This window comes from Bacillus sp. DU-106, from assembly GCF_004799705.1.
Lineage (GTDB): Bacteria > Bacillota > Bacilli > Bacillales > Bacillaceae_G > Bacillus_A > Bacillus_A cereus.
Map to the genome: position 1 here is coordinate 2796324 of NZ_CP026607.1, position 20753 is coordinate 2817076.

Sequence of the window (20753 nt, forward strand, 5' to 3'; positions counted from 1 at the left end):
AATTCTCTATTTTCTGAACTGACTAATTATACAAATTTATAGTGGAATCGATACCTCTTCTTATTTTAAACTAATAATTCGTACACAGACATAAACTACTAGTTAAAAATCCACTTTTTTGTACAAAAAAGCCCTACTGATCCAATCAGTAGGGACGATATTTATCGCGGTACCACCCTAGTTGTAGACTTCTTTCGTCTACCTCTCTTCATTGTTAACGATCATCTGACCGTCTTTCCCTTCATAAAGACAATACTATCTTTACTACGAAAAAGATGCTCTAGGACTGTAATTCGCTCTTGTTTATGTACTGGTTCGCACCAACCACCAGCTCTCTGTTACAGGGAAACAACAACTACTGCTTTTCCTTTCAATGCATGACTATTTAATTTTCAAGTTGGACCACTAAAATACAAAAAGTCCCTACTGAATAAATCAGTAGGGACGATATTTATCGCGGTACCACCCTAGTTGTAGACTAACTTTCCGTCTACCTCTCTTCACTGTTAACGATCAATTGACCGCTTTTTCCTCATAAAGAAAAACTATCTTTATTACGAAAAAGATGCTCCAAGACTGTAATTCATGATTATCCCTGTACTGGTTCACACCAACCACCAGCTCTCTGTTACAGTAAGACTAACCACTACTGTGATCTCTTCATTGCACTTTGTTTATTCAAATGTTTTTGAAATTGAATAAGTATGATTCGTATTATAGAACGCTTTTCAAAACACTGTCAACAACTTTTTATATATTTTTTAAAATTCCACTTTCGTCCTATAATTCTTTTTGTAAATCACCCATTACAATTCCTATGCGAATTATTTCATTTTCTAGTAAATGTAAAACATATTCCTCTACTTCATACTGAACTAATAATTCTTTTATTTTTATGATTTCTTTTTCAAATAAAACGGCTTCGTGACATGTTTGTAGTAAAATAAAAAACACATTTGCAAATATTTCTTTATGCGCTTTCATACTTTCTTTTTTATGAAGCATTTCAATCAATAACTGCTTCATTTCCTCACCTGCACATTTACCATGTACACTTGAAAATGCACGAGACATAATACATAATCCTTTTTCTAATATTTCATCCATGTATAAAATAATACGTAAAAGCATTACATATTCTCTTGCAGTTATCTCACCCATTTTTGGTCGTTCTCGCAAAAATACACTGAGCCAAGCTGTCCAAAATTTTTGTTGTTCTTTTACACTTAATGTTTTGACGTAATAGCATAAAAACTGCATAAACTTAATTTTATTTTCTTCATTTTCTAGTATGAGTAACGGGTATAACCAATCTGTTTTTTGCTCCCAATATAGTACACATTTAATAAATACAAAGCTAAGCCATTTCAAGAAAGCTTCTCTCGTATGCGGATGTAATACTTCCAAATGTTCTATCGCATACTTAATAAATCGCTTCATTTCTGTAAATAAAGGTAGATTTATTTGCGTGTAACATAAGCCGGCCCATGCATATTCCGTAATCTCATTTTGTTTTTTTAAATCTAAGTATGGTAACAAATATTTTCGGCACCATTGTTTTTCAATATGATATAGGAATGTAATATCTGCTATTAAACGAGCAAACATAAAGTTTGTTCGTTCCGAATTAACTCTTACTTGTTCTTCAAATAAAAATAAATATTCATATACATTACGATCGTATAAATGATCATATGATAACAACTTTAATAATACAGCCGTCATTTTTCCAACTGGATGCTGAATTGATTCATTATAAAAATCTTGTTTCCCAAGCTTAAAGTCTGTATCACTCTTCATAACTTGAGGAAACACTGAAAAAGCAAATCGTTTTACAACACGTATACTATTCTCTTCTAACTCTTCTAGTCGATTACTAATTTCATATAGAAAACTACTAATTAACCAATGAAAAGCAGTATTTCTAACAAATTTCTGCAATAGCGGAATAATTTTTTGGATTTGCTCATTCGTCAATCCCCGATTATTTCGCCATTCTCTAATACAAACAAACCATACTTCATTACTTATTTCTTGCACTCCTACTAATTGGTATGCAAATGAAATACTCCACTCTGTGTTTAATTTACATGCTTTTGATAACATCTCTAAAAAATGGCGTTGTTCCAAAACACGATCTTGCGAAAATTGCTGAACTTGCTTCATAATTTCAACATCTTTCAGCTGCAATAATCCGTCAGCAGTTACATTACAAGTAATGCTTTCTGCTGTATCCTCTTTCTTTTGTACACTGTATCGTTCAGAATGAAAATGAGGATGCTTTTGCTTCATTAACTCATACCCATTTGCCGTAGATGGGCTATTCGAATCACACTTGAATAATAAGTCTAATACGAGACATGCATCAAATACCCTCTCTTCTGTAAGATGCTTTATTACAGTTCGAGTGACTTCTTCTTTTGTTTTTTCTAAACAATGTGCATAATGCCTTTTTAAAAGTTGAAAAACTTCGTGTTTATAAGTGAAATCTAAAAGAAGTCCTTCATGTAACAACCATTTCATTTTGTCATCTACACGAACAAAAATATTTTTATTCATCGCATCAATTGCAATTCGCTTTTGAAGTACACTATTTGCTTCTATCATTTCTGTAATATAATAATCCGCTTTTTTCTCATTGTTTTCGCATAAATAAGTTAGACACTCTTTTACAATTCGTATTAAAAATGCAAGGTCATTTTGATGAAACTCTTTCTCTACATTTTCCTTATTTCTTTTTTTCAGTGCCGTTTGTCTTAACGACAACATTCTCAATTTTTCTAATCCAATCATCATAATTGGAACAGCATAATAAGCGATATATGGCCTCATCTTTTCGTTCCAAATTTGCTCCATATGAGAAAATGTAGATACTGGTAAGCGACTCGATTCCTCGAGTTCTATTGATTCTTGCGTATCATTTCCCCATTTCCTTACACGTTTCAACTTCAGTTTTCCGTCTAAAATAAAAGTTAGTAACAATAAGGCAATTTCTTTATGCTCAGGAAAAGAACATTTTTGCAGTAACTTAGAAATCTTTTCTATAGAGCTACTATCTTTTTCAGCTGTTTCTAATAAAAGGAGTGTCCACCTTGCAAACAACAACGGGTCCATCTTACTCTTCGTTTCGTTTAAGTAGTTACAAATTGTTCTCCATAATAACGGTGATATTTTAGAATAGTTTTTATAAATTAATTGAAATAATTCTTTCTGATGACTAAAAAGAAATTGTTCCACTAACCATTCTGCAAGTAATTCATCTACTTCATTATAGTTTGGCGTAAACATAAACAAATTTTGTAATTTACCTTCTGCTTCTAACCATTCGACCCATTCATAATCATGAGCAAATTCCACAAAGTAACGTACTGTTTCAATTTTTTTAATTGATTGCTTTATGTATGATAATTGTTCCTGTTCTACTGACGGGGGAACCGTTACAATATCCCGAATACGCATTCTTTTCGTAATATAATTATCACCCATTAATTCAGCCCAGCGTTTTACCGCTTTTACAAGGGATTGATGATTATTCACCTTATTCGGATACACAATTGGTCTTATCCCTAAATGTTCCCAGTGGTATGTATTTTCTCCTTGTGCGACAAAAGCAAATCGTCTTGTACTTGGTGGTAAACCAGTTGCTAAATATTTCATTACTGGGTCATTATGACTATATCCAACGAATAAAACGGTGTAATTTGAGAATAGATCAACTAAAAACCTTCTCGCCCACCCTTCCGTTAAGTAAGCCCTTCCAAAATCACCATCTGTTAAAATTAAAGCCTCTTTCTCCTGTTCTACATTACCATGTATGTAAGCAAGACCTTTAAAAGCTCTCCCAGTCGGTAAAGCTGGAGCGTAATAAACATTGATATCTCTATTTATTTCTTTAATTGCAGTTGTAAAATGTTGATCAAAATTTGTTGTTACAATGCGGATATCTGTATCTAAAGGAAATAACCTTGGAATTGCATAATGCAATGGATTCGGTTTTGATTTCTCTATATGAACGAGATCTCTTGCGACTTGATGTACATCTTTTGTTTTCGCAATTTTGCCAAGATAATAATCATGTGGCTCTGTTATTTCACGTTTTTCGACATATAACGTTTTTGCAATTTCATCAACTAAATCATCAAAATTCGGTAAGTTTGATTTCCCTTTCATAGAAACTCCCGCTCCAACAAATAACACTAACTTTCCTTGCTCAAGGTGATCAATTAACTCATCTGGAATTTCTACTTCTGAAGTAATCCACATCTTGGATTCCCCCTTACCTAAAAATGTCATACACTCTCATTTTACTATAACATTTTTTCATTGTTTTTATAATATTTAGACTAAATTCCGAACATGAAAAAGTTTTATGTAAATAAATCCGTTACAATGTATGAACTCCAGAATTTATTGAAAAACTATGTATAAATCGGAGGTGTAAATTTTGAATGATTTCACAGTAGTGCTTATCAAGTTTATATCGTGCATTATCGCATTTAGCATTGGGCTTGCTTTATTTTTCCCTGCAACGTTTGTTCAAATTATTTCATTCAGTCTCTTTGTTACAATCGTATCCTACATGTTCGTTGATAAAATTATTTTAAATCGAATTGGCAATACTGGTGCCATTATGTCGGATTTCTTATTAACATATTTAAGCGTATGGATTTTCGGTAATATTTTATTAGACAACTATATGCAAATTGCATGGGGCAGTATCCTTTCTGCCATCGTCTTCACTTTATCTGAAGTAATCGTTCATCGCTTCTCTAACTCTCATACAAGGCACAACAATGATAACATTCGTATTAATCGCCGCTTTGCATATGGTACAGAGTTTGCTGAAGAACAAAATATATTGGATAAAGATAAGAAAAAGTAACGTTTTAATGCAGGAGCGCCCTTTTTAATTATGTGGTGCTCCTTTTTTGTATTTTTTCATTATGGTACGTGAAATTATATAAGTGATTATTTCAAAATACCGACTTACTAACAATATTTGACGCTATTTTTTCTAATAAAAAACTGCCTCTTATTTAGAGGCAGCCACTTTTAAGTCTTTTACTGCAACAACATCCGCAAACGCTCCCAATACTGCGTTATGATGTTTCACAATATCTTCAGCACGTAACACTTCTGTATTAAATGTACTATGCGCATCACTCACTAACGTTACTTTATACCCTTCACTACATGCTCTGCGCATTGTCGTATCTACACAATACTCTGTTTGCATTCCCGAAAGAATAACATGTTCAATTCCTTTCTCTTGTAACACTTCGCTTAAGTTTGTATTATGGAATGAATCTGGAGTTGTCTTTTCAACTATATTATCTCCTTCTTGCGGAGCGATGGCCGCATGGATTCGCCATCCATCCGTACCTTTTTCTAACGGATGGTCTTTAGGACCGTTATGTTGGATATAAATAACTGGAATATCATTTGAACGACATTCCCTAATAAGCTCTTGCAATGTTTGTAAAAACTTTCCCCCATTATGTACTGGCATTCCAGCTGTATACATACCCGCTTGCACATCAATTACGATTAATGCTTTTTTCATTTCACACATCCCCCTTTATTTGTATAAGCCATTATTATTGTTTATATTCCATCATCCAACAATCTTCTAATTTCCCCTCATGCAACTCATGTTCCTTTAAAATCTTTACTTTTTTAAATCCACTTTTTTCATAACACTTTATTGCTCGTTCATTATTTACTTTCGGATCCATTGCAATTGCTTCTGCTCCCATTTCACCCATAATATATGTAATTGCTGCCTGAACGAGTTTTGTTCCAATTCCCTTTCCCCAATAGGCTGGTTCACCGATAAATTGGTCCATACCCCATACATTTTGTGATTCTTTATAGCCATATAACGCTTTCCACTCTGAATCCACTGGGTACATTTGTATGTAACCAATCGGAATGGTATCAAATTCTATTAAACATCTTTTTTCATTACTGTCTGGACTATGTATAAAATGATCAAGCACCTTTTCTACAGATTGCGGATTATCTCGTCCTTCGTAATACCGCAGGACTGCTGGGTCCGTTAACCATTTAGAAATGATAGATGCATCATCTTCCATTACGTATCTAATCAATAAACCTTCTTTTTGAAAAAGCATATTATACCTCTATTATTTCTTTATATTTTTTCTTGCTGTTACATCTTTCATTGCACCTACTAATGCATATGGTAGTAATGTAATCGAAAAAAATGCTGTAAATACGTTAAGTTGCGGGATTGTATAGAGTGTGAACCATTCAGTGAAAAATTGAGAATTTAATATTCTATTAAAAAACTCTCCGCCTGGCCTAAAGTTTGGCGCCCACGCAGTGATTTCACACAAAATAAAGTGAAACTTTAATCAGTGGGGGTTTTGTTCATCCCCCACTGATTATTAGTTGAACCAATCGGGCTTTTACGGGCAGTTGATCCCCCCACCTAACTTCTTCGCTTTCGCTGAATTTTGAGGTGGGGGTCTTACTGCCCTTTAATGCGGGGTAAACAGTAACTGAACAATAAAAAATGCCCCTAGATAACGAAACCAAGTCCGTTTCCATATAGGTTGTGCATTTTTTAATATATCTCCCATCTTACCCCCTCCTTAAATATCCATCATATTAATTATACACTTTCCTCACTTTATTTGTTAAAATTTTCTATATAATTAATGCTGTTGGGGGGAAATACATTATGTCTAATCCTATACTTACATCCACTTTAATCATTCTTAGAGGAAACTCCGCAAGTGGTAAAACAACGATTGCAAAACAACTACAAGAACATTTCGGACAAGGAACACTTTTAGTATCACAGGATGTTGTACGTAGAGATATGCTTAGAGTACACGACACAATGGGTAATTTATCACATGATTTACTATTTGAAATTACGAAGTACGGAAAAGGAAAATGTGAATTTGTTATTTTAGAAGGTATATTGAACAGTCATAGGTATGGTGAGATGTTAAAAGAATTAATTCGTTATTTTGATGAAAATGCATTTGCATATTACTTTGATTTATCATTAGAGGAAACTATTAGACGACATAACACAAGAGACAAACGACATGAATTTGGTGAGGATTCCCTACAAAAATGGTATAATCCGCACGATACAATTGAGGTTGCCAGAGAAACTATTTTTACAGATAACTTTACGCAAAAAGATATATTTGATGCGATTCTTAATGATGTTGCGATACAAAAACAAGACTAATATAATATGTTAGTCTTGTTATGTACTTTGTGTTTCCGTTTTTATAATTGAACAATCTATACATAAATAATAGTATATATTCATTTCCCCAAACTGGAAATCAACTACTGAAATAAGTCCACGTTCCTCAATATCTTGAGTAATTGTAGCAACATATTTCATCTCTTTCGCACAAGTTGGACACGCCAAATCCTTTGGAAGATTATCATATAACGGTACCCCTAATAATCTACATACATATTCAGAACCGAACAAGTCAAAAGCTTCCCAGTAACTATCTTCATCTGTAGGTATATCTTCATTTTTCATATTTATAAGCTTTACCGTTGTTTTTGGTAATGAAACTGGTAACTTATCTTCCTCTTCCATTATCCATTCTTCTGTATTTTGCTGCTTTATGATTTGAACTGTTTTACCTCCATCACTTAACTGAAAATATTGCGGTTCCCACACCATCGCGCAGTTCAAGCATGAAACGAATGGTAAAATATTTAGTTCATTACTTTTAAGTTCAGCAAGTCTCCCATCTTTTAAATCAAAACAGAGAATTTGATGCATCTTCTCACCGCATAACTTACATACTGGCAAATTACAATCTTGACCGCCAAAGTAATGATTATATGAACCTCTTCCTTCAATTACTCTATACCCTTTCCGCTCATTACAATGTGCGCCATATAATTCTATTGTCATATTCTATCCTCGCCTTTTATAAGAATGATTCACAAAATGATAATAATTAAGACTAAAAAACATCGTCTTCCTGAATAGTTTCCATAATAAATTCTTTTAAACTCGGAGATATTTCTTCCATTTCGTCATCCGCGTGATACCAAATATATATTTTATCATCCATTTTTCCATTATTTATTTTAAAGCACAATTTATCCCCTGAACCATCGTCACCAATTATGATAAGGTTTTCTGGCATATACTCATCTCTCATGTCAACATTTTGTCTAACTATATCATCCCAAGTTTTCGTTACATTTCTATTATCTTTAATCGGATATAGTATCCATTCCCCTATTTCAGCATTATTAACTAATTTAATAAGATCCCTATATTGATTTGGGAAAGCAGCACCTAACTTTTCTTCAGTTTCTTTTATTTGCAACTCTAATACACCTTGTTTCTTTGTTTCAATATATTCTCTTACTTCTTTCATGAAATACACCTATCCTTTGAACTTAATTACACTATTATGATTGAAAGTGTTTAGTAAACAATTTGATCCAATTTATACATTTCATTATACGTTAATCCTTCGTTTTCAACATACTACTCTACTCTTCTCTTCTCTACTTCCTTATCTCATTCTTAATAGTTTTATTTTCTAAACATCATACAATTTTTATGTTTTGTTACAGGTTTAGTAATAAGCCCTTTAAAAATCCTATTATCCTTCTACTAAAACAATAAAAGCCAGCCTCAATAAAGAGAACTGACTTCTATTTGGATCATTATAGTTACTATAAAATTTTCACTTTAACAGTTTGTCTTCCCCAATTCATAGCTTTACTTTTTGAACCCATTAAAACATCAATACGATTACCTTTAATTGCACTTCCAGTATCACCAGCGATCGCTTCTCCATAGCCTTCTACCCATACTTTAGATCCTAATGGGATTACTTTCGGGTCAACTGCAATAATTCTCATATTCGGATTTGCCGTTAAATCATGCCCCATCGCAGTTAATACGCGTCCACCATATGTACCATTTTCACTTGGATCAGCAGTATACGCTGTCGCTACTACCGTTAATTCACGTTTAGCAGACTGTATGTTGTTTTTAGATACTTCTTTCGCTCTCTCTTCTTCTTTAGCCTTTGCTATTTCTCTTGCTTTTTCTTCTTCTTTAGCTTTTGCTATTTCTCTTGCTTTCTCTTCTTCTTTAGCTTTTGCTATTTCTCTTGCTTTCTCTTCTTCTTTAGCTTTTGCTATTTCTCTTGCTTTTTCTTCTTCTTTAGCTTTTGCTATTTCTCTTGCTTTCTCTTCTTCTTTAGCTTTTGCTATTTCTCTTGCTTTTTCTTCTTCTTTAGCTTTTGCTATTTCTTTTGCTTTCTCTTCTTCTTTAGCTTTTGCTATTTCTTTTGCTTTCTCTTCTTCTTTAGCTTTTGCTATTTCTCTTGCTTTTTCTTCTTCTTTAGCTTTTGCTATTTCTCTTGCTTTTTCTTCTTCTTTAGCTTTTGCTATTTCTCTTGCTTTTTCTTCTTTTTTAGCTTTTGCTATTTCTTTTGCTTTTTCTTCTTCTTTAACTTTTACTTCTTCTTTAGCCTTTACTATTTCTTGCGCTTTCTCTTCTTCTTTAGCTTTTACTTCTTCTTTAGCCTTTACTATTTCTTGCGCTTTCTCTTCTTCTTTAATTTTTGCCTCTTCTTTAGCCTTTGCTATTTCTTGCGCTTTTTCTTCTTCTTTAACTTTTACTTCTTCTTTAATTTTTGCCTCTTCTTTAGGTTTTACCATTTCTTGCGCTTTCTCTTCTTCTTTAACTTTTACTACTTTTGCCTCTTCTTTAGGCTTTACTATTTCTTGTGCTTTCGTTGTTTCTTTCGCTTTTGCTACTTTCTGCGTCTTTATTTCTTTCTTTTCTTTAACTGATTTTTGTACTTTCGCTACTTGCTTCGTTTTCTCTTCAGTTTTCTTTTCAGTTGGTGCTGTACTTGATAGGAAAGAAACGTTTGCATAAGCAGTTTTTCCTTTATACTCAAATTGCAGCCATCCGTCTTTTACTTGATGCGTTGATTCAATTACATCATCTTTTTTTAGTCTGCCAAGAATTTCTGAATCCGTGTTTGCTTCCGTACGTACATTTAACAAATTCGCCGTTACATGATATACATCTTTTGTAAACTCCGAACTTACAAACACTTCTTTACCATTCAACTCAATTTTTGACCAGCCATCTTCGGTATTTATGACTTTTAACTCTTGCCCATTCTTTACTTTTTCGACCACTTTTGATTCTGTAGTCGGTTTTTCACGTACGTTAAGTACATCTGCTGTTACGATTGTTTCTGCGGTAGCAGTTGTGGTAAACGCTCCTAATCCAAAAACAGTTGCTGTTGCTGCGCCAATTACTTTTTTCATATTAGCCTCCATTAAATTTTTTTGAATTTTATCAAATGCCTCCGTAAAATTGTATAATTTTACATAATATCAAAACATTTGCAACGGTATATTAATACGGCTTAATATACTGTTATTAAAAATCCTCACTTCAATACTAACAAATTCTTATTTCTAATTCTATATATTATAAATCTCCTTATCTTTTATAAAAGCTCCATGCCCTTCTTCACACTAAATAGTTGTGGCAATTCCCGCCAAAAATAAACTTACGATTGCTAAAATTTGAGTAGCGACTATAGCCCCTCTTAAATGAAACTTATAATCTTTATATCCTTTCATACCTTCCGTACTAGGAATCACAACAAACCTTGGAGTAATCCAGCAAAAAATTAGCCAATCAATTATAAGTAAATCTACTAAATTGAAAATCATTAAAATACCAAAAGTGTGTAAATAGGCATCCATATACATTAACTTTTCATGCTTATGTAGTATATATGTAGAAACGAAAGGACTACCGAAAAGAATAGTATTATATACAATATTAAAATAAATGGTTTGCTTTTTTTCATGAATCGATTTTGGAAAAACTACTTTTTGAATATCTTTCGGATAATCAGTTAAAGAAAGTCGTGGATTATAATATAAGGACCCTAAAATCATTACGGATAGTACAATAGACATGATGACACCAACGTACATCATTTGCTCAAATTGATTCATAAGCTTCATTCACCCTTTTCTGTAATTACTATGATGGTCATTCACTTAATTACATATTGTATGTACGTACATAATCAAAAATTAACAACTAGTTTTAATAGCGAAGCAAAATTGTTGCAATGCAAATGCAAATTTAATACAGTGGAAGCCTAATTGATACAGATAGGATTGGTGAAACCTATGAAAATTGAACATATTGCAATTTGGGTAAATGACTTAGAATGTATGCGTGATTTTTATATGAAATACTTTAATGGTAAAGCAAACTCTTTATATCATAATAAAACGAAACAATTTGAATCTTATTTTATTACGTTCGAATCTGGAGCAAGACTTGAACTTATGCGTAAAAAAGGGATTGAACATAAGCCTAATTTAAACATAACCGGCTATACTCATATGGCTTTTTCTGTCGGTAGTGAAGAACGTGTGAATGAACTAACAAAGGTGATAAAAGATGCTGGTTATCCTTTATTAAATGGACCACGTTTTACTGGAGATGGCTATTATGAAAGTGTAATAGGCGATCCAGAAGGCAATCAAATAGAAATTACGATTTAACTTACCCTTTTCCACCACCTCCGTATTTTTCCACAGATTAGGCGGTGCTGTTGTTGAGGTGCCAAATGAGGCAACTGCTTACTTTTACCGAAAAGCACTATCAAACATGCCAATATTCGCTACTTGGGAACAGCCAGAAGGTGCTGGTGGAAGTATTCGATGGGTTGAAGACTTCCGCTTAGCAATGCTTCCATTTACAAAAGGTGTCTATGTTAATACTCCTGACCTATCCATTAAAAATTGGCCAGATGCATACTTCAGTTGCAACTTTGACCGATTAATGGAAGTAAAAGCGGAATACTTTGCGAAAAATGTCTTTAACTTTCCGCAAAGTATTCCGCTTTTTTAAACTATATATTCCACCTAATATATCAAAATATAAAACATCCATTTTTTTATGGGTGTTTTACAAAAAGAGTTTACATAATATAATTATTAGTTGCTTCTTTTACTAAATATCTATTCAACAATCGAAAGTAACACTTTCTCAAGGTCTTTTTTAGATAACATACTTTCGTTTATATAGCCATTCTTTTAATTGTACTTCATCCAAAGCTCCGTTCCCCTCTCATAATCCTTCACACTATATTCGCTCGTTTTTCACAAAAGGTTCATTTTACATGAAAATTTATTTATTACAATAAAAATATAAGGTATATTTTTATGAAAAGGAGGAATTCAATAATGAATACAGAGGATAAAATTCACGCTGAAAAAGTGTTGAAAAATCTATTCATCGGATCACAAGTTGATGGATTACAATTTGGTATTTCTCCAGGCGCTATAAAGATTCATTTCACAAACTTTCACGACTCAGTTGATTATGACGGACAATTATATATCAATATCGAATCCAAATGGTGTTTATTTAATAAACCTCAAAAAAGCTACCCATTAAATGAAGATGAATTTGAAGTTTATTCTGAGAAAGAAGAATATGTAAGAATATGTAAGATAAGAAGACAAAAAGTTATCGATATACAACTTGGCTTAGAAAGCCCTCATTTAATTATTACATTAGAGAGTGGACAAATTATTTTTTTAAATGGTTTTCATGATTATTATGAATGTTGGCAAGCTGGTGTCCTATGTGAGCAATGGCTTGTAGTCGCTGCACCTGGGAATGAAATCGCCACTTGGGCTCCCGATGAGTTTACCGATAAGTAAACTGTCTTCACGAAGAAGAAACGAAGATATTTTATGAAGTACTATACTAATGAACTACATAATCATTTCTATTACACGTAAACAAAATGACGATTTTACTTCTCAAAAAAATTACGAAGATTATACACCAGAGAAATATCATTGTATATCTGTTGATGATGATATTATCAGTAGTTTAAATCAAAATTTATCAATTATGAAAACCTACTTCCATACAGTCAAAAATCAGAAATACGGTTTAGCTTATTGTGGTATTACAATTATCCCGCCTGAATCATTAGCAATTTTCTATGAAACAGTTACATCCTCAAAGTTCTTCAGAAAATCTGATGAGCTGAATGAGTTAGCTTCAAAAATTGTACAAGCTGCAGCAGAACAGAAGTACATGATCCATTATGGGGTTTAAATGTAATTCAAAAAATGCTTAGGATTTCTCCGAAGCATTTTTTGTATGTTACTAATACATTTATTCCTTAACCATTTAGTCAATGCTTGAGCCTATGGCCCCATCTTTTACAAGTGAGGGCGCCCCTATTAATCTAAATAAGCGTCTCATTTCCAATCTTCCAGCTAAACCATCTCCCATGCCCTTCTGTTTCTCCAACCGTTTCACGATATTCGTTTCCGTTAATATAATAATCAATATGAAGGTCACGATCCCACATGTTGTTATACAGGTGGAATACATCACGTTTTGCTCCAATTTCTTGTATTTGTTTTTCTAACTTATGTTTTACTTGTTCTGGTATTTGATTTGCAACATGTGTATGGAAAATACAAATAACAGCTTCTTCACTTATTTGTTCAATAATAGATGATAATAGCTCTACACCGTCTCCTTCTATTAATTGGACAGATTCATTTTTCACTAAAGATGCAGCTTGATCAAACATCTCAAGCCTTTCTTTATGTTCTGGCCAAATTAAAGCACGTAACCATAAATAATCTTCCTTATTATGTAAATCATTCACATGTAAGTCCAGTCCAATTCTTTCTACGACAGATGGGCTTTCTTTTAGAAAATGCGGCACATTCGTCCCTCTTATTTCAGAAGTTACATGCACATTTGAATTTATATTTCCGTACATTTCATCCGTCCCGTACGAATAACTATATTGGTCCCAGAACAGTTGCAACCCAGAACTTGTCCCAATTTCAATTAACGCTAACGGCTTCTTCACTTTGTTAAATATGTAGCAGAAACTTGGGTATAAGTATGCGCACCGTCTTACTTCATTTGTTTGAACGAGTTTCGTTTGTAACAAAGTAATGATTTCTTCTCGGTACTCTTTACAGAAATCTTTAAAATGATTAAAAGCTTTATCTAAATTTGTATCAGCATTTTCAACTAAACTACTATAATACGTTTTTAAATGATGTTCTTTCCCTGCTAGCAATAAATAATGTACTGCACCTAATAGTAAGTTTGGGACTGGTTGACCTACCTGAGCATAGGACGATAGTGTAAGTACTTCCTCATCTTCAGCAATTTTCATTGATAAATATTCATATAAATCACTTGACCCTTTACATTCCTTTATTGAAAAGTTTCGAAATAAGTTTGAAATTTGTTCTTTTGTACACATTAGAGGCCCTCCTTTTTATTTTTCAGAATAATCTTACCATTATAGAAAGAATAATCCTATAAAAAGGTACTCGATTTAGTCACTTAAGGATACGTAAGCTTTTTCGAGATAATTTCAAACTGTAATTTTTTTCTATTTATCACCTTAAAAGAGCTTGTTAAATAAGATTTTTAGCGAATAAAACGTTAAATAGTTTAAAATTATCAGATAACACTAGATATTTTAGTCTATTAATTATTATAATAGAGTATGAGATGGTTATATAATTGAGACAAAAAAGGTATACACCTAGGTGGGGCCTAGGCGGTGTTTCTCTTTTACGGCTTAGACATAGAAAACACCTACACTTTTTTGCCAATATAGGGGATGGAGAGATTATCATGAGCAACATGCAGCAAAAAACAGACGTTATCTTAATTGGTGCAGGAATTATGAGTGCAACGTTAGGCTCATTACTAAAAGAATTAGCACCAGAATGGGAAATTAAAGTTTTTGAAAAACTCGCAAGTGCCGGGGAAGAAAGCTCTAACGAATGGAATAATGCAGGTACAGGGCATTCTGCGCTATGCGAACTGAACTATACTTCCGAAAAAGCTGACGGATCTATAGATATTAGTAAGGCTGTAAAAGTGAATGAGCAATTCCAGCTTTCAAGACAATTTTGGGCATATCTTGTAAAGAGCAAATTAATTCGTAATCCACAAGATTTTATTATGCCACTACCTCATATGAGTTTAGTACAAGGGGAAAAAAATGTTGAGTTTCTAAAAAACCGTTTTGAAGCGCTTTCAAAAAATCCACTGTTTCAAGGAATGGAATTTTCTGATGCTCCTGAAACATTAAAAAAATGGCTTCCACTCATTATGGAAGGCCGCACATCTAATGAACCGATGGCGGCAACGAAGATTGACTCTGGAACAGATGTTAACTTCGGTGCATTAACACGTATGTTATTTGATTACTTAAAAACAAAAAATGTCGAGCTAAACTACAAGCATAGTGTCGAAAATATTAAGCGCACGAAAAATGGTTTGTGGGAAGTAAAAGTACACGATATGAATAGTGGTAAAATTGAGCATCATACTGCTAAATTCGTCTTTATTGGCGGCGGTGGCGGTAGCCTACCTCTACTTCAAAAGACTGGTATCCCTGAATCAAAACATATCGGTGGATTCCCGGTAAGTGGACTATTTATGGTATGTAAAAACCAAAAAGTTGTAGAGCAACATCATGCGAAAGTGTACGGTAAAGCTAAGGTTGGTGCTCCGCCAATGTCTGTACCTCATCTAGATACGAGATATATAGACAATAAAAAAGCTTTACTGTTTGGACCATTCGCAGGCTTCTCACCTAAATTCTTAAAAACAGGTTCAAATCTTGACTTAATCGGCTCTGTAAAACCGAATAACGTCTTAACGATGTTAGCCGCTGGTGTAAAAGAAATGGGACTTACAAAATACTTAATTCAGCAAGTTATGTTATCACATGAAAAACGTATGGAAGAATTACGCGAATTCATTCCGAACGCGAAAAGTGAAGATTGGGATATTGTAGTTGCTGGGCAACGTGTACAAGTAATTAAAGATACTGATGCTGGTGGTAAAGGGACACTTCAATTTGGTACAGAAGTAGTAAGTGCAGCTGACGGCTCAATCGCCGCATTACTAGGCGCATCACCAGGTGCTTCTACTGCTGTTCACGTCATGCTTGAAGTATTAGAAAAATGTTTCCCAAGCCGCATGGTAGAATGGGAAGAAAAAATAAAAGAAATGATTCCTTCATATGGCATTTCACTAACTGAAAATCCAAGATTGTTCCAAGATCTTCACACTTCTACTGGTCGTACACTTGGATTAAACGAAAAAGAAACTGTTCATAATTAATGAAGAAATAAAAAAACGTCCGATATATTCAGACGTTTTTTTGTCTACTAAAAATTATACTTATCAATATTATCTTTCGTAAATACAACTCGTTCTGGTAATACGATAATTCCATTCCCTTCTGCCTCATAATCATATCCTTGAATGGAGTTTGGCTCTACCTTCACTTTTCCAATTCCTTTTACTTCGAAGCTATCCCCTACTTTTAACTTCTTCCCTTTTACAACAATTTCATTTGCTACATACGTTGCGAGAGCACCTTGTTGTTTTACATCCCATAAACCAAATTGTGCTACTGTTCCTCGTTTTACGTAATCACGCATAACGTTTGGTGTAGAGAAGCCAGTTACGACAACCTTTTTATCCATTTTTAAATTTTCAGCTGCTTGTGCCATTGCCGGAAGTGCCGTTGCATCTGGACAAATGACTGCATTAATATCAGGATACGTTTTTAAAATATTCTCTCCTACTGACAAAGACTTTTGCGCATTATTTTCACCGTACTGCGTCGTTACAATTTCCCAGTTCGGATATTTCTTTTTAATAATTTCTTTCGCTTTCGTTACCCATTGGTTTTGATCCGTTACTGTCGGGCTAGAATAAAAGAAGGCTACTTTTCCTTTATCTCCAATTTGCTTTGAAGTCATTTCTATTAATAAATTAGCAAGTTGGTCTGGTGTTCCTTGGCTGATATAAAAGGAACGGTCTTTCGGATTCACATCAGAATCCCACGTTAAGACAGTCATTCCTTTTTTCTTAGCACGTTGTAGTGATTGCGATAAACCATCAACTGATGTAGAGGAAACCATAAGTGCATCATAGTTTTGGTTAATAAAATTATTTATATACTTTACTTGCCCGGATACGCTCGCTTCAGACGGTCCATCATACTTCACTTGCACGCCTAACTTATCTCCCATCTCTTTTGCCCCTTCACCACCCGATGTGAAGAAACCAACTCCTGTTAATTTCGGAATAAATGCAAATTTCACATCATCAACCTTTTTCTTATCTGCCGTTTGGCTAGAACACGCAATTAAACCGATTAAACAAATACATACAATCAATACAATCCCCAGTTTTCTCTTCATGACATTTCCCCCTTATGCAAATTCTTTCTTTTCTCCGCTAAGAATTGATGTAATTTGAAATGTCTCATAATAACTGAAAGAATAAGGATAATACCTATTACTACATTGGATTGTTCATTTGTTAAACCCGTCATTTGCAAGCCATACTGCATGAGCCCAATAAAAATACTCGCTAGTACAGTACCAATAATACTTCCTTTTCCCCCCGTAATAAGTGTCCCGCCTAATACGACTGCTGTAATGATTGGTAAAATTGTTTCACTTCCCATATCAGCACGTGCGGAACCAAAATATGCGGTTAAGAAAGCACCTCCTAATCCACCTCCTAACCCGGAAAGTATGTAAGCGATAATGACTACTTTTTTCGTTTTAATCCCGGTGTATTTTGCTGTATTTTCGTTCGCACCTGTTAATTTTACATGGCGCCCGTATATAGTTCGGTGAAATAATACAGTACATAAAACTGTTAATACGATCAGTAGCCATAATAAATTCGGTATTCCTATAAAACTACCGTTTGCCAGTTGTACAAATGTGTCAGGTAAACCGCTTATTCCTTCGTACCCAGAAGCACCTGCCCCTCCTGAAATGACGAGGGCAATTCCCCCGTATAAAAACATCGTTCCGAGTGTAACGACGAGTGGTTCTACATCCGTCATTTTTATAATGAGTCCGTTTAAAGCGCCTGCTAAACAACTAATTATTAGGGCGATTATAACAGCAAACAAAATAGGTATTCCGTTCATCCAAAGTACACCGATTAAGATTGAAGTGAGCCCCATTATTGAGCCGATCGATACATCAATTCCTCCTGTTACTATAACAAAAGTCATTGGTATCGCCGCAATTGCGATAAATAGGAAATCATTTGTACTAAAAAGGAGATTACTAATATTTAAGAAATCACTATTTATTAAACTAAAAAGGATGAATTCTACAAGAAGTAATACAATTAGAACCCCTTCCCATCTATATACATACTTCATAGATTCATCCTCCTTTCTGCCTTCCACTTTTTCATAACACTATCTAATATGATGATAAGTAATAATAAAAAACCTGAAATAGCATTATTCCAAAATGCTGGTATTTTTAAAAAGACGAGTGAGCTACTTATTGTTTCTAAAAATAACGCTCCTAATGCAGCTCCAAATAAAGATCCTGTTCCTCCTTTTAAATGAATTCCTCCTAGTACAGCGGCTGCGATTACTTGTAATTCTAATCCTGTACCTGTTTGATTTGGCACGAAACCGATATTCATAACAAATATGCAACCAGCGAGCGCAGCGCTTATGCCTGAAATCATAAACGCATATATCTTCACTTTATTTACAGGTATACCAATAAGCCTCGCGCCATCTTCATTATCACCTACCGCATAAAAGTATCTTCCCAATGGCACTTTTCTTAAAAAGAAGTATAGTAGTAGTAAAATAATAAGAACGAACCATACAGTTATAGGTAAACCAAGAATGATGATAGATGACAGCTGCTTAAAATCGTTTGGAATATCTTCAATCCACTTCCCGCCTGTGAAAATTAACATTGTACCTCTAATAATTCCTAACATGCCTAATGTCATAATAATGGCTGGTACCCGAAACTTCGCAACTCCAATACCATTTACGAAACCAATAATGGCCCCAAGTATAATAGCTACAAATATCGACAAGAATGCACTATACCCATTCGTTAACATCATTCCGCAAACTGCTGCACTTAACCCCATGCTTGAACCAACTGATACATCTATATTTTTCGTAAATAAGACGAACGATTGACCGATTGCTAGCACGACTAAAATAACGCTTGATTTCATCAGTAAAGATAACGAGTTAAATTGAATAAAACTAGGGTTTATCATTCCTACAATAGCTATATAAATTAGTAGTAACAGTATGATAGACGTTTCATGCATTTTTAACATATGTTTCATTCCGCTACACCTCCGTATGCAAGGCGTGTAACTTCATTCACACTCAGTTGTTCTTTTTCCATATGAGAAACAAATCGCCCATTTCTCATTACATATACACGGTTTACTAATTGGACAATTTCTTCAACATCTGAAGAGATTAATAAAATTGCGAGTCCTTCCCTTTTCATTTTTTTTATCGTCTCATACACTTCAAGCCTTGCTTTCGCATCAATTCCGCGAGTCGGCTCATCAAGAATAATAATTTTAGGATTACATGCAAGATACTTCGCAAGCACGACCTTCTGCTGATTACCTCCTGATAAAGATGCCAGTTCTTTATTCATATCCTGTACAACAATTCGGAACTGTTCTATAAACGAATTAACTAAAGCGCTTTCTTTTTCTTTATTTATAAAAAAGCGATTATTTTGATATAAACTTGCTGCTGCAATATTTTCTTTAACAGAAGCAATTGAGAAAATTCCATTCCTCGCCCTATCCTCTGGCACATAAACTAGTCCTTCGTCTAGCCTTTTATGCAAAGAACACGTATCAATTGATTTTCCACCCAATAAGATAGACCCTGATTTTATAGTTTTCAATCCAAATATCGCTTCTGCTAATTCCGTTCTGCCAGATCCTATAATGCCAGCAACACCTACAACCTCACCCGCATGTACAGTGAATGATATATTTTCGAATGCGTGACCATTTATATCAACCACTTCTAATATTTTTTTCGTCTTTACTGTCTCTTGAACTACTTCTATTTTCTCTTTCTGTTTATATCCTTTTGGCAATAGTCCCTCCATCAGCATGTCATATGTATAGTCACATACATCACCTTGGCTTACAACCATTCCATCACGTAGTATTGCTACTTTGTTGGCAATTTCAAAGATTTCTGGAAAACGATGCGTAATATAAATCATCCCAATTCCTTTTTCTTGTAAACTTTTCATCAACACAAAAAGACTCTTAATTTCGTGTGTTGTTAATGTCGATGTTGGCTCATCTAGAATAAGAATCTCAGCTTCTCTTATTAATCCTCTAACGATTTCTACTAACTGTTGTTGCGCAATCGATAATGTTCCTCCTAGTTTATTAAGGTCAATATCCCATCCTAAGCTGCTAATCAATTGCTGAATCTGTACTTTTAGTTTCTTTTTCTTTTCTTTTAACCCGATACATATATTTTCTTCAATAGTCATATGCGGAAAAATGAGTGGTTCTTGCGGAATTAAATAAATACCTTTTCGGTGTGCTTCTGATGGATTTGAAAACTGTTGCTTCCTTCCTTTTACATACATCTCTCCATCATCATACGAATATAACCCCGTTAATATTTTCATTAATGTTGATTTCCCGGCGCCATTTCCCCCCACTAAAGCGTATATATCTCCGCGCTCTACTTGTAAGTTCACTTCTTTTAATACAAGTTGATTTAAAAACGCCTTACTCATTTTCTTTACTTGTAATAAAGGTACGTTCTCCACATGATGTCACCTGCCTTTATCCA

At 34.0% G+C, this 20753-nt stretch carries 20 protein-coding genes, 1 pseudogene and 2 other annotated features; of the genes and pseudogenes, 7 read left to right on the plus strand and 14 right to left on the minus strand.

Annotated features, from left to right (window positions below; genetic code table 11):
* Positions 1-147: 147 nt before the first annotated feature.
* Positions 148-383, minus strand: a binding site (T-box leader).
* A 54-nt stretch (positions 384-437) separates the two neighbouring features.
* Positions 438-673 (minus strand) — a binding site (T-box leader).
* 107 nt (positions 674-780) lie between these two features.
* Positions 781-4263 carry a DUF4020 domain-containing protein gene (locus tag C3Y97_RS14325; RefSeq protein WP_136363471.1) on the minus strand — a complete coding sequence of 1161 codons (3483 nt, stop codon included), beginning with the start codon at positions 4261-4263 and terminating at the stop codon, positions 781-783.
* Positions 4264-4444: 181 nt separating this feature from the next.
* Here C3Y97_RS14325 and C3Y97_RS14330 point away from each other — a divergent pair, with 181 nt between their 5' ends.
* Positions 4445-4882, plus strand: a complete 438-nt coding sequence (locus tag C3Y97_RS14330; protein ID WP_000997702.1) for a YndM family protein — start codon at positions 4445-4447, stop codon at positions 4880-4882.
* Positions 4883-5032: 150 nt separating this feature from the next.
* On the opposite strand, the gene C3Y97_RS14340 is transcribed toward C3Y97_RS14330, so the two are convergent.
* From C3Y97_RS14340 to C3Y97_RS28120, 4 genes and pseudogenes are all read right to left on the minus strand, one after another.
* Entirely contained in the window at positions 5033-5563 is a 531-nt protein-coding gene (locus tag C3Y97_RS14340; protein WP_136363472.1) for a cysteine hydrolase family protein, read from the minus strand.
* Between the two features lie 34 nt (positions 5564-5597).
* Entirely contained in the window at positions 5598-6134 is a 537-nt protein-coding gene (locus tag C3Y97_RS14345) for a GNAT family N-acetyltransferase (RefSeq protein ID WP_000898768.1), read from the minus strand.
* Positions 6135-6146: 12 nt separating this feature from the next.
* Positions 6147-6365: pseudogene (locus tag C3Y97_RS14350) on the minus strand (YfzA family protein); the annotation flags it as partial.
* Positions 6366-6503: 138 nt separating this feature from the next.
* Positions 6504-6605: a YfzA family protein gene (locus C3Y97_RS28120; protein WP_000502345.1), complete on the minus strand. Its 102-nt coding sequence runs from the start codon at positions 6603-6605 to the stop codon at positions 6504-6506.
* Between the two features lie 101 nt (positions 6606-6706).
* On the opposite strand from C3Y97_RS28120, the gene C3Y97_RS14355 reads away from it, so the two are divergent.
* Complete coding sequence (locus C3Y97_RS14355) at positions 6707-7231, plus strand: kinase (RefSeq protein ID WP_000070145.1); 525 nt, start codon at positions 6707-6709, stop codon at positions 7229-7231.
* An 18-nt stretch (positions 7232-7249) separates the two neighbouring features.
* On the opposite strand, the gene C3Y97_RS14360 is transcribed toward C3Y97_RS14355, so the two are convergent.
* From C3Y97_RS14360 to C3Y97_RS14375, 4 genes are all read right to left on the minus strand, one after another.
* Positions 7250-7924, minus strand: a complete 675-nt coding sequence (locus C3Y97_RS14360; protein ID WP_136363473.1) for a hypothetical protein — start codon at positions 7922-7924, stop codon at positions 7250-7252.
* A gap of 52 nt (positions 7925-7976) precedes the next feature.
* Positions 7977-8399 (minus strand): SMI1/KNR4 family protein, encoded by a 423-nt coding sequence (locus C3Y97_RS14365; RefSeq protein WP_000665937.1) that lies wholly within the window; start codon positions 8397-8399, stop codon positions 7977-7979.
* Between the two features lie 304 nt (positions 8400-8703).
* A complete protein-coding gene (gene entB, locus C3Y97_RS28270) occupies positions 8704-10323 on the minus strand; it encodes a cell wall-binding protein EntB (RefSeq protein ID WP_100655187.1) in 1620 nt (539 codons plus the stop codon).
* Between the two features lie 213 nt (positions 10324-10536).
* Positions 10537-11028, minus strand: coding sequence for a hypothetical protein (locus C3Y97_RS14375; RefSeq protein ID WP_001071240.1), 492 nt, complete (start codon positions 11026-11028; stop codon positions 10537-10539).
* Between the two features lie 180 nt (positions 11029-11208).
* Between C3Y97_RS14375 and C3Y97_RS14380 the strand changes: the two genes are divergently transcribed.
* The 4 genes from C3Y97_RS14380 (at position 11209) to C3Y97_RS14395 (ending at position 13162) form a co-directional block, all read left to right on the plus strand.
* Positions 11209-11589, plus strand: coding sequence for a VOC family protein (locus C3Y97_RS14380; protein ID WP_074555200.1), 381 nt, complete (start codon positions 11209-11211; stop codon positions 11587-11589).
* A gap of 58 nt (positions 11590-11647) precedes the next feature.
* Positions 11648-11938: a BBE domain-containing protein gene (locus C3Y97_RS14385; protein ID WP_002041349.1), complete on the plus strand. Its 291-nt coding sequence runs from the start codon at positions 11648-11650 to the stop codon at positions 11936-11938.
* A 335-nt stretch (positions 11939-12273) separates the two neighbouring features.
* Positions 12274-12756, plus strand: coding sequence for a hypothetical protein (locus C3Y97_RS14390; RefSeq protein ID WP_136363474.1), 483 nt, complete (start codon positions 12274-12276; stop codon positions 12754-12756).
* Positions 12757-12805: 49 nt separating this feature from the next.
* Positions 12806-13162, plus strand: coding sequence for a hypothetical protein (locus C3Y97_RS14395; protein WP_001106576.1), 357 nt, complete (start codon positions 12806-12808; stop codon positions 13160-13162).
* A 133-nt stretch (positions 13163-13295) separates the two neighbouring features.
* On the opposite strand, the gene C3Y97_RS14400 is transcribed toward C3Y97_RS14395, so the two are convergent.
* Complete coding sequence (locus tag C3Y97_RS14400; RefSeq protein WP_000337441.1) at positions 13296-14342, minus strand: DUF2332 domain-containing protein; 1047 nt, start codon at positions 14340-14342, stop codon at positions 13296-13298.
* A gap of 380 nt (positions 14343-14722) precedes the next feature.
* Between C3Y97_RS14400 and C3Y97_RS14405 the strand changes: the two genes are divergently transcribed.
* Positions 14723-16225 carry a malate:quinone oxidoreductase gene (locus C3Y97_RS14405; protein WP_000069138.1) on the plus strand — a complete coding sequence of 501 codons (1503 nt, stop codon included), beginning with the start codon at positions 14723-14725 and terminating at the stop codon, positions 16223-16225.
* A gap of 47 nt (positions 16226-16272) precedes the next feature.
* On the opposite strand, the gene lsrB is transcribed toward C3Y97_RS14405, so the two are convergent.
* Genes lsrB through C3Y97_RS14425 form a run of 4 tightly spaced genes read right to left on the minus strand, consistent with a single transcriptional unit; the run spans position 16273 to position 20730 of the window.
* Positions 16273-17316, minus strand: coding sequence for an autoinducer 2 ABC transporter substrate-binding protein LsrB (lsrB, locus tag C3Y97_RS14410; protein WP_000823665.1), 1044 nt, complete (start codon positions 17314-17316; stop codon positions 16273-16275).
* On the minus strand, positions 17313-18302 hold the full coding sequence (locus C3Y97_RS14415) for an ABC transporter permease (protein WP_000878521.1): 990 nt from the start codon (positions 18300-18302) through the stop codon (positions 17313-17315). The genes lsrB and C3Y97_RS14415 overlap by 4 nt, the downstream gene beginning before the upstream one ends.
* Positions 18299-19252: an ABC transporter permease subunit gene (locus C3Y97_RS14420; RefSeq protein ID WP_000682144.1), complete on the minus strand. Its 954-nt coding sequence runs from the start codon at positions 19250-19252 to the stop codon at positions 18299-18301. The genes C3Y97_RS14415 and C3Y97_RS14420 overlap by 4 nt, the downstream gene beginning before the upstream one ends.
* Positions 19249-20730: a sugar ABC transporter ATP-binding protein gene (locus C3Y97_RS14425; protein ID WP_000432615.1), complete on the minus strand. Its 1482-nt coding sequence runs from the start codon at positions 20728-20730 to the stop codon at positions 19249-19251. The genes C3Y97_RS14420 and C3Y97_RS14425 overlap by 4 nt, the downstream gene beginning before the upstream one ends.
* Between the last annotated feature and the right edge of the window lie 23 nt (positions 20731-20753).

Coding starts and splice junctions, on each gene's coding strand:
- C3Y97_RS14325 (WP_136363471.1), bottom strand. CDS start 4,263: ATGTGGATTACTTCAGAAGTAGAAATTCCAGATGAGTTAATTGATCAC.
- C3Y97_RS14340 (WP_136363472.1), bottom strand. CDS start 5,563: ATGAAAAAAGCATTAATCGTAATTGATGTGCAAGCGGGTATGTATACA.
- C3Y97_RS14345 (WP_000898768.1), bottom strand. CDS start 6,134: ATGCTTTTTCAAAAAGAAGGTTTATTGATTAGATACGTAATGGAAGAT.
- C3Y97_RS28120 (WP_000502345.1), bottom strand. CDS start 6,605: ATGGGAGATATATTAAAAAATGCACAACCTATATGGAAACGGACTTGG.
- C3Y97_RS14355 (WP_000070145.1), top strand. CDS start 6,707: ATGTCTAATCCTATACTTACATCCACTTTAATCATTCTTAGAGGAAAC.
- C3Y97_RS14360 (WP_136363473.1), bottom strand. CDS start 7,924: ATGACAATAGAATTATATGGCGCACATTGTAATGAGCGGAAAGGGTAT.
- C3Y97_RS14365 (WP_000665937.1), bottom strand. CDS start 8,399: ATGAAAGAAGTAAGAGAATATATTGAAACAAAGAAACAAGGTGTATTA.
- entB (WP_100655187.1), bottom strand. CDS start 10,323: ATGAAAAAAGTAATTGGCGCAGCAACAGCAACTGTTTTTGGATTAGGA.
- C3Y97_RS14375 (WP_001071240.1), bottom strand. CDS start 11,028: ATGAATCAATTTGAGCAAATGATGTACGTTGGTGTCATCATGTCTATT.
- C3Y97_RS14380 (WP_074555200.1), top strand. CDS start 11,209: ATGAAAATTGAACATATTGCAATTTGGGTAAATGACTTAGAATGTATG.
- C3Y97_RS14390 (WP_136363474.1), top strand. CDS start 12,274: ATGAATACAGAGGATAAAATTCACGCTGAAAAAGTGTTGAAAAATCTA.
- C3Y97_RS14395 (WP_001106576.1), top strand. CDS start 12,806: ATGAACTACATAATCATTTCTATTACACGTAAACAAAATGACGATTTT.
- C3Y97_RS14400 (WP_000337441.1), bottom strand. CDS start 14,342: ATGTGTACAAAAGAACAAATTTCAAACTTATTTCGAAACTTTTCAATA.
- C3Y97_RS14405 (WP_000069138.1), top strand. CDS start 14,723: ATGAGCAACATGCAGCAAAAAACAGACGTTATCTTAATTGGTGCAGGA.
- lsrB (WP_000823665.1), bottom strand. CDS start 17,316: ATGAAGAGAAAACTGGGGATTGTATTGATTGTATGTATTTGTTTAATC.
- C3Y97_RS14415 (WP_000878521.1), bottom strand. CDS start 18,302: ATGAAGTATGTATATAGATGGGAAGGGGTTCTAATTGTATTACTTCTT.
- C3Y97_RS14420 (WP_000682144.1), bottom strand. CDS start 19,252: ATGAAACATATGTTAAAAATGCATGAAACGTCTATCATACTGTTACTA.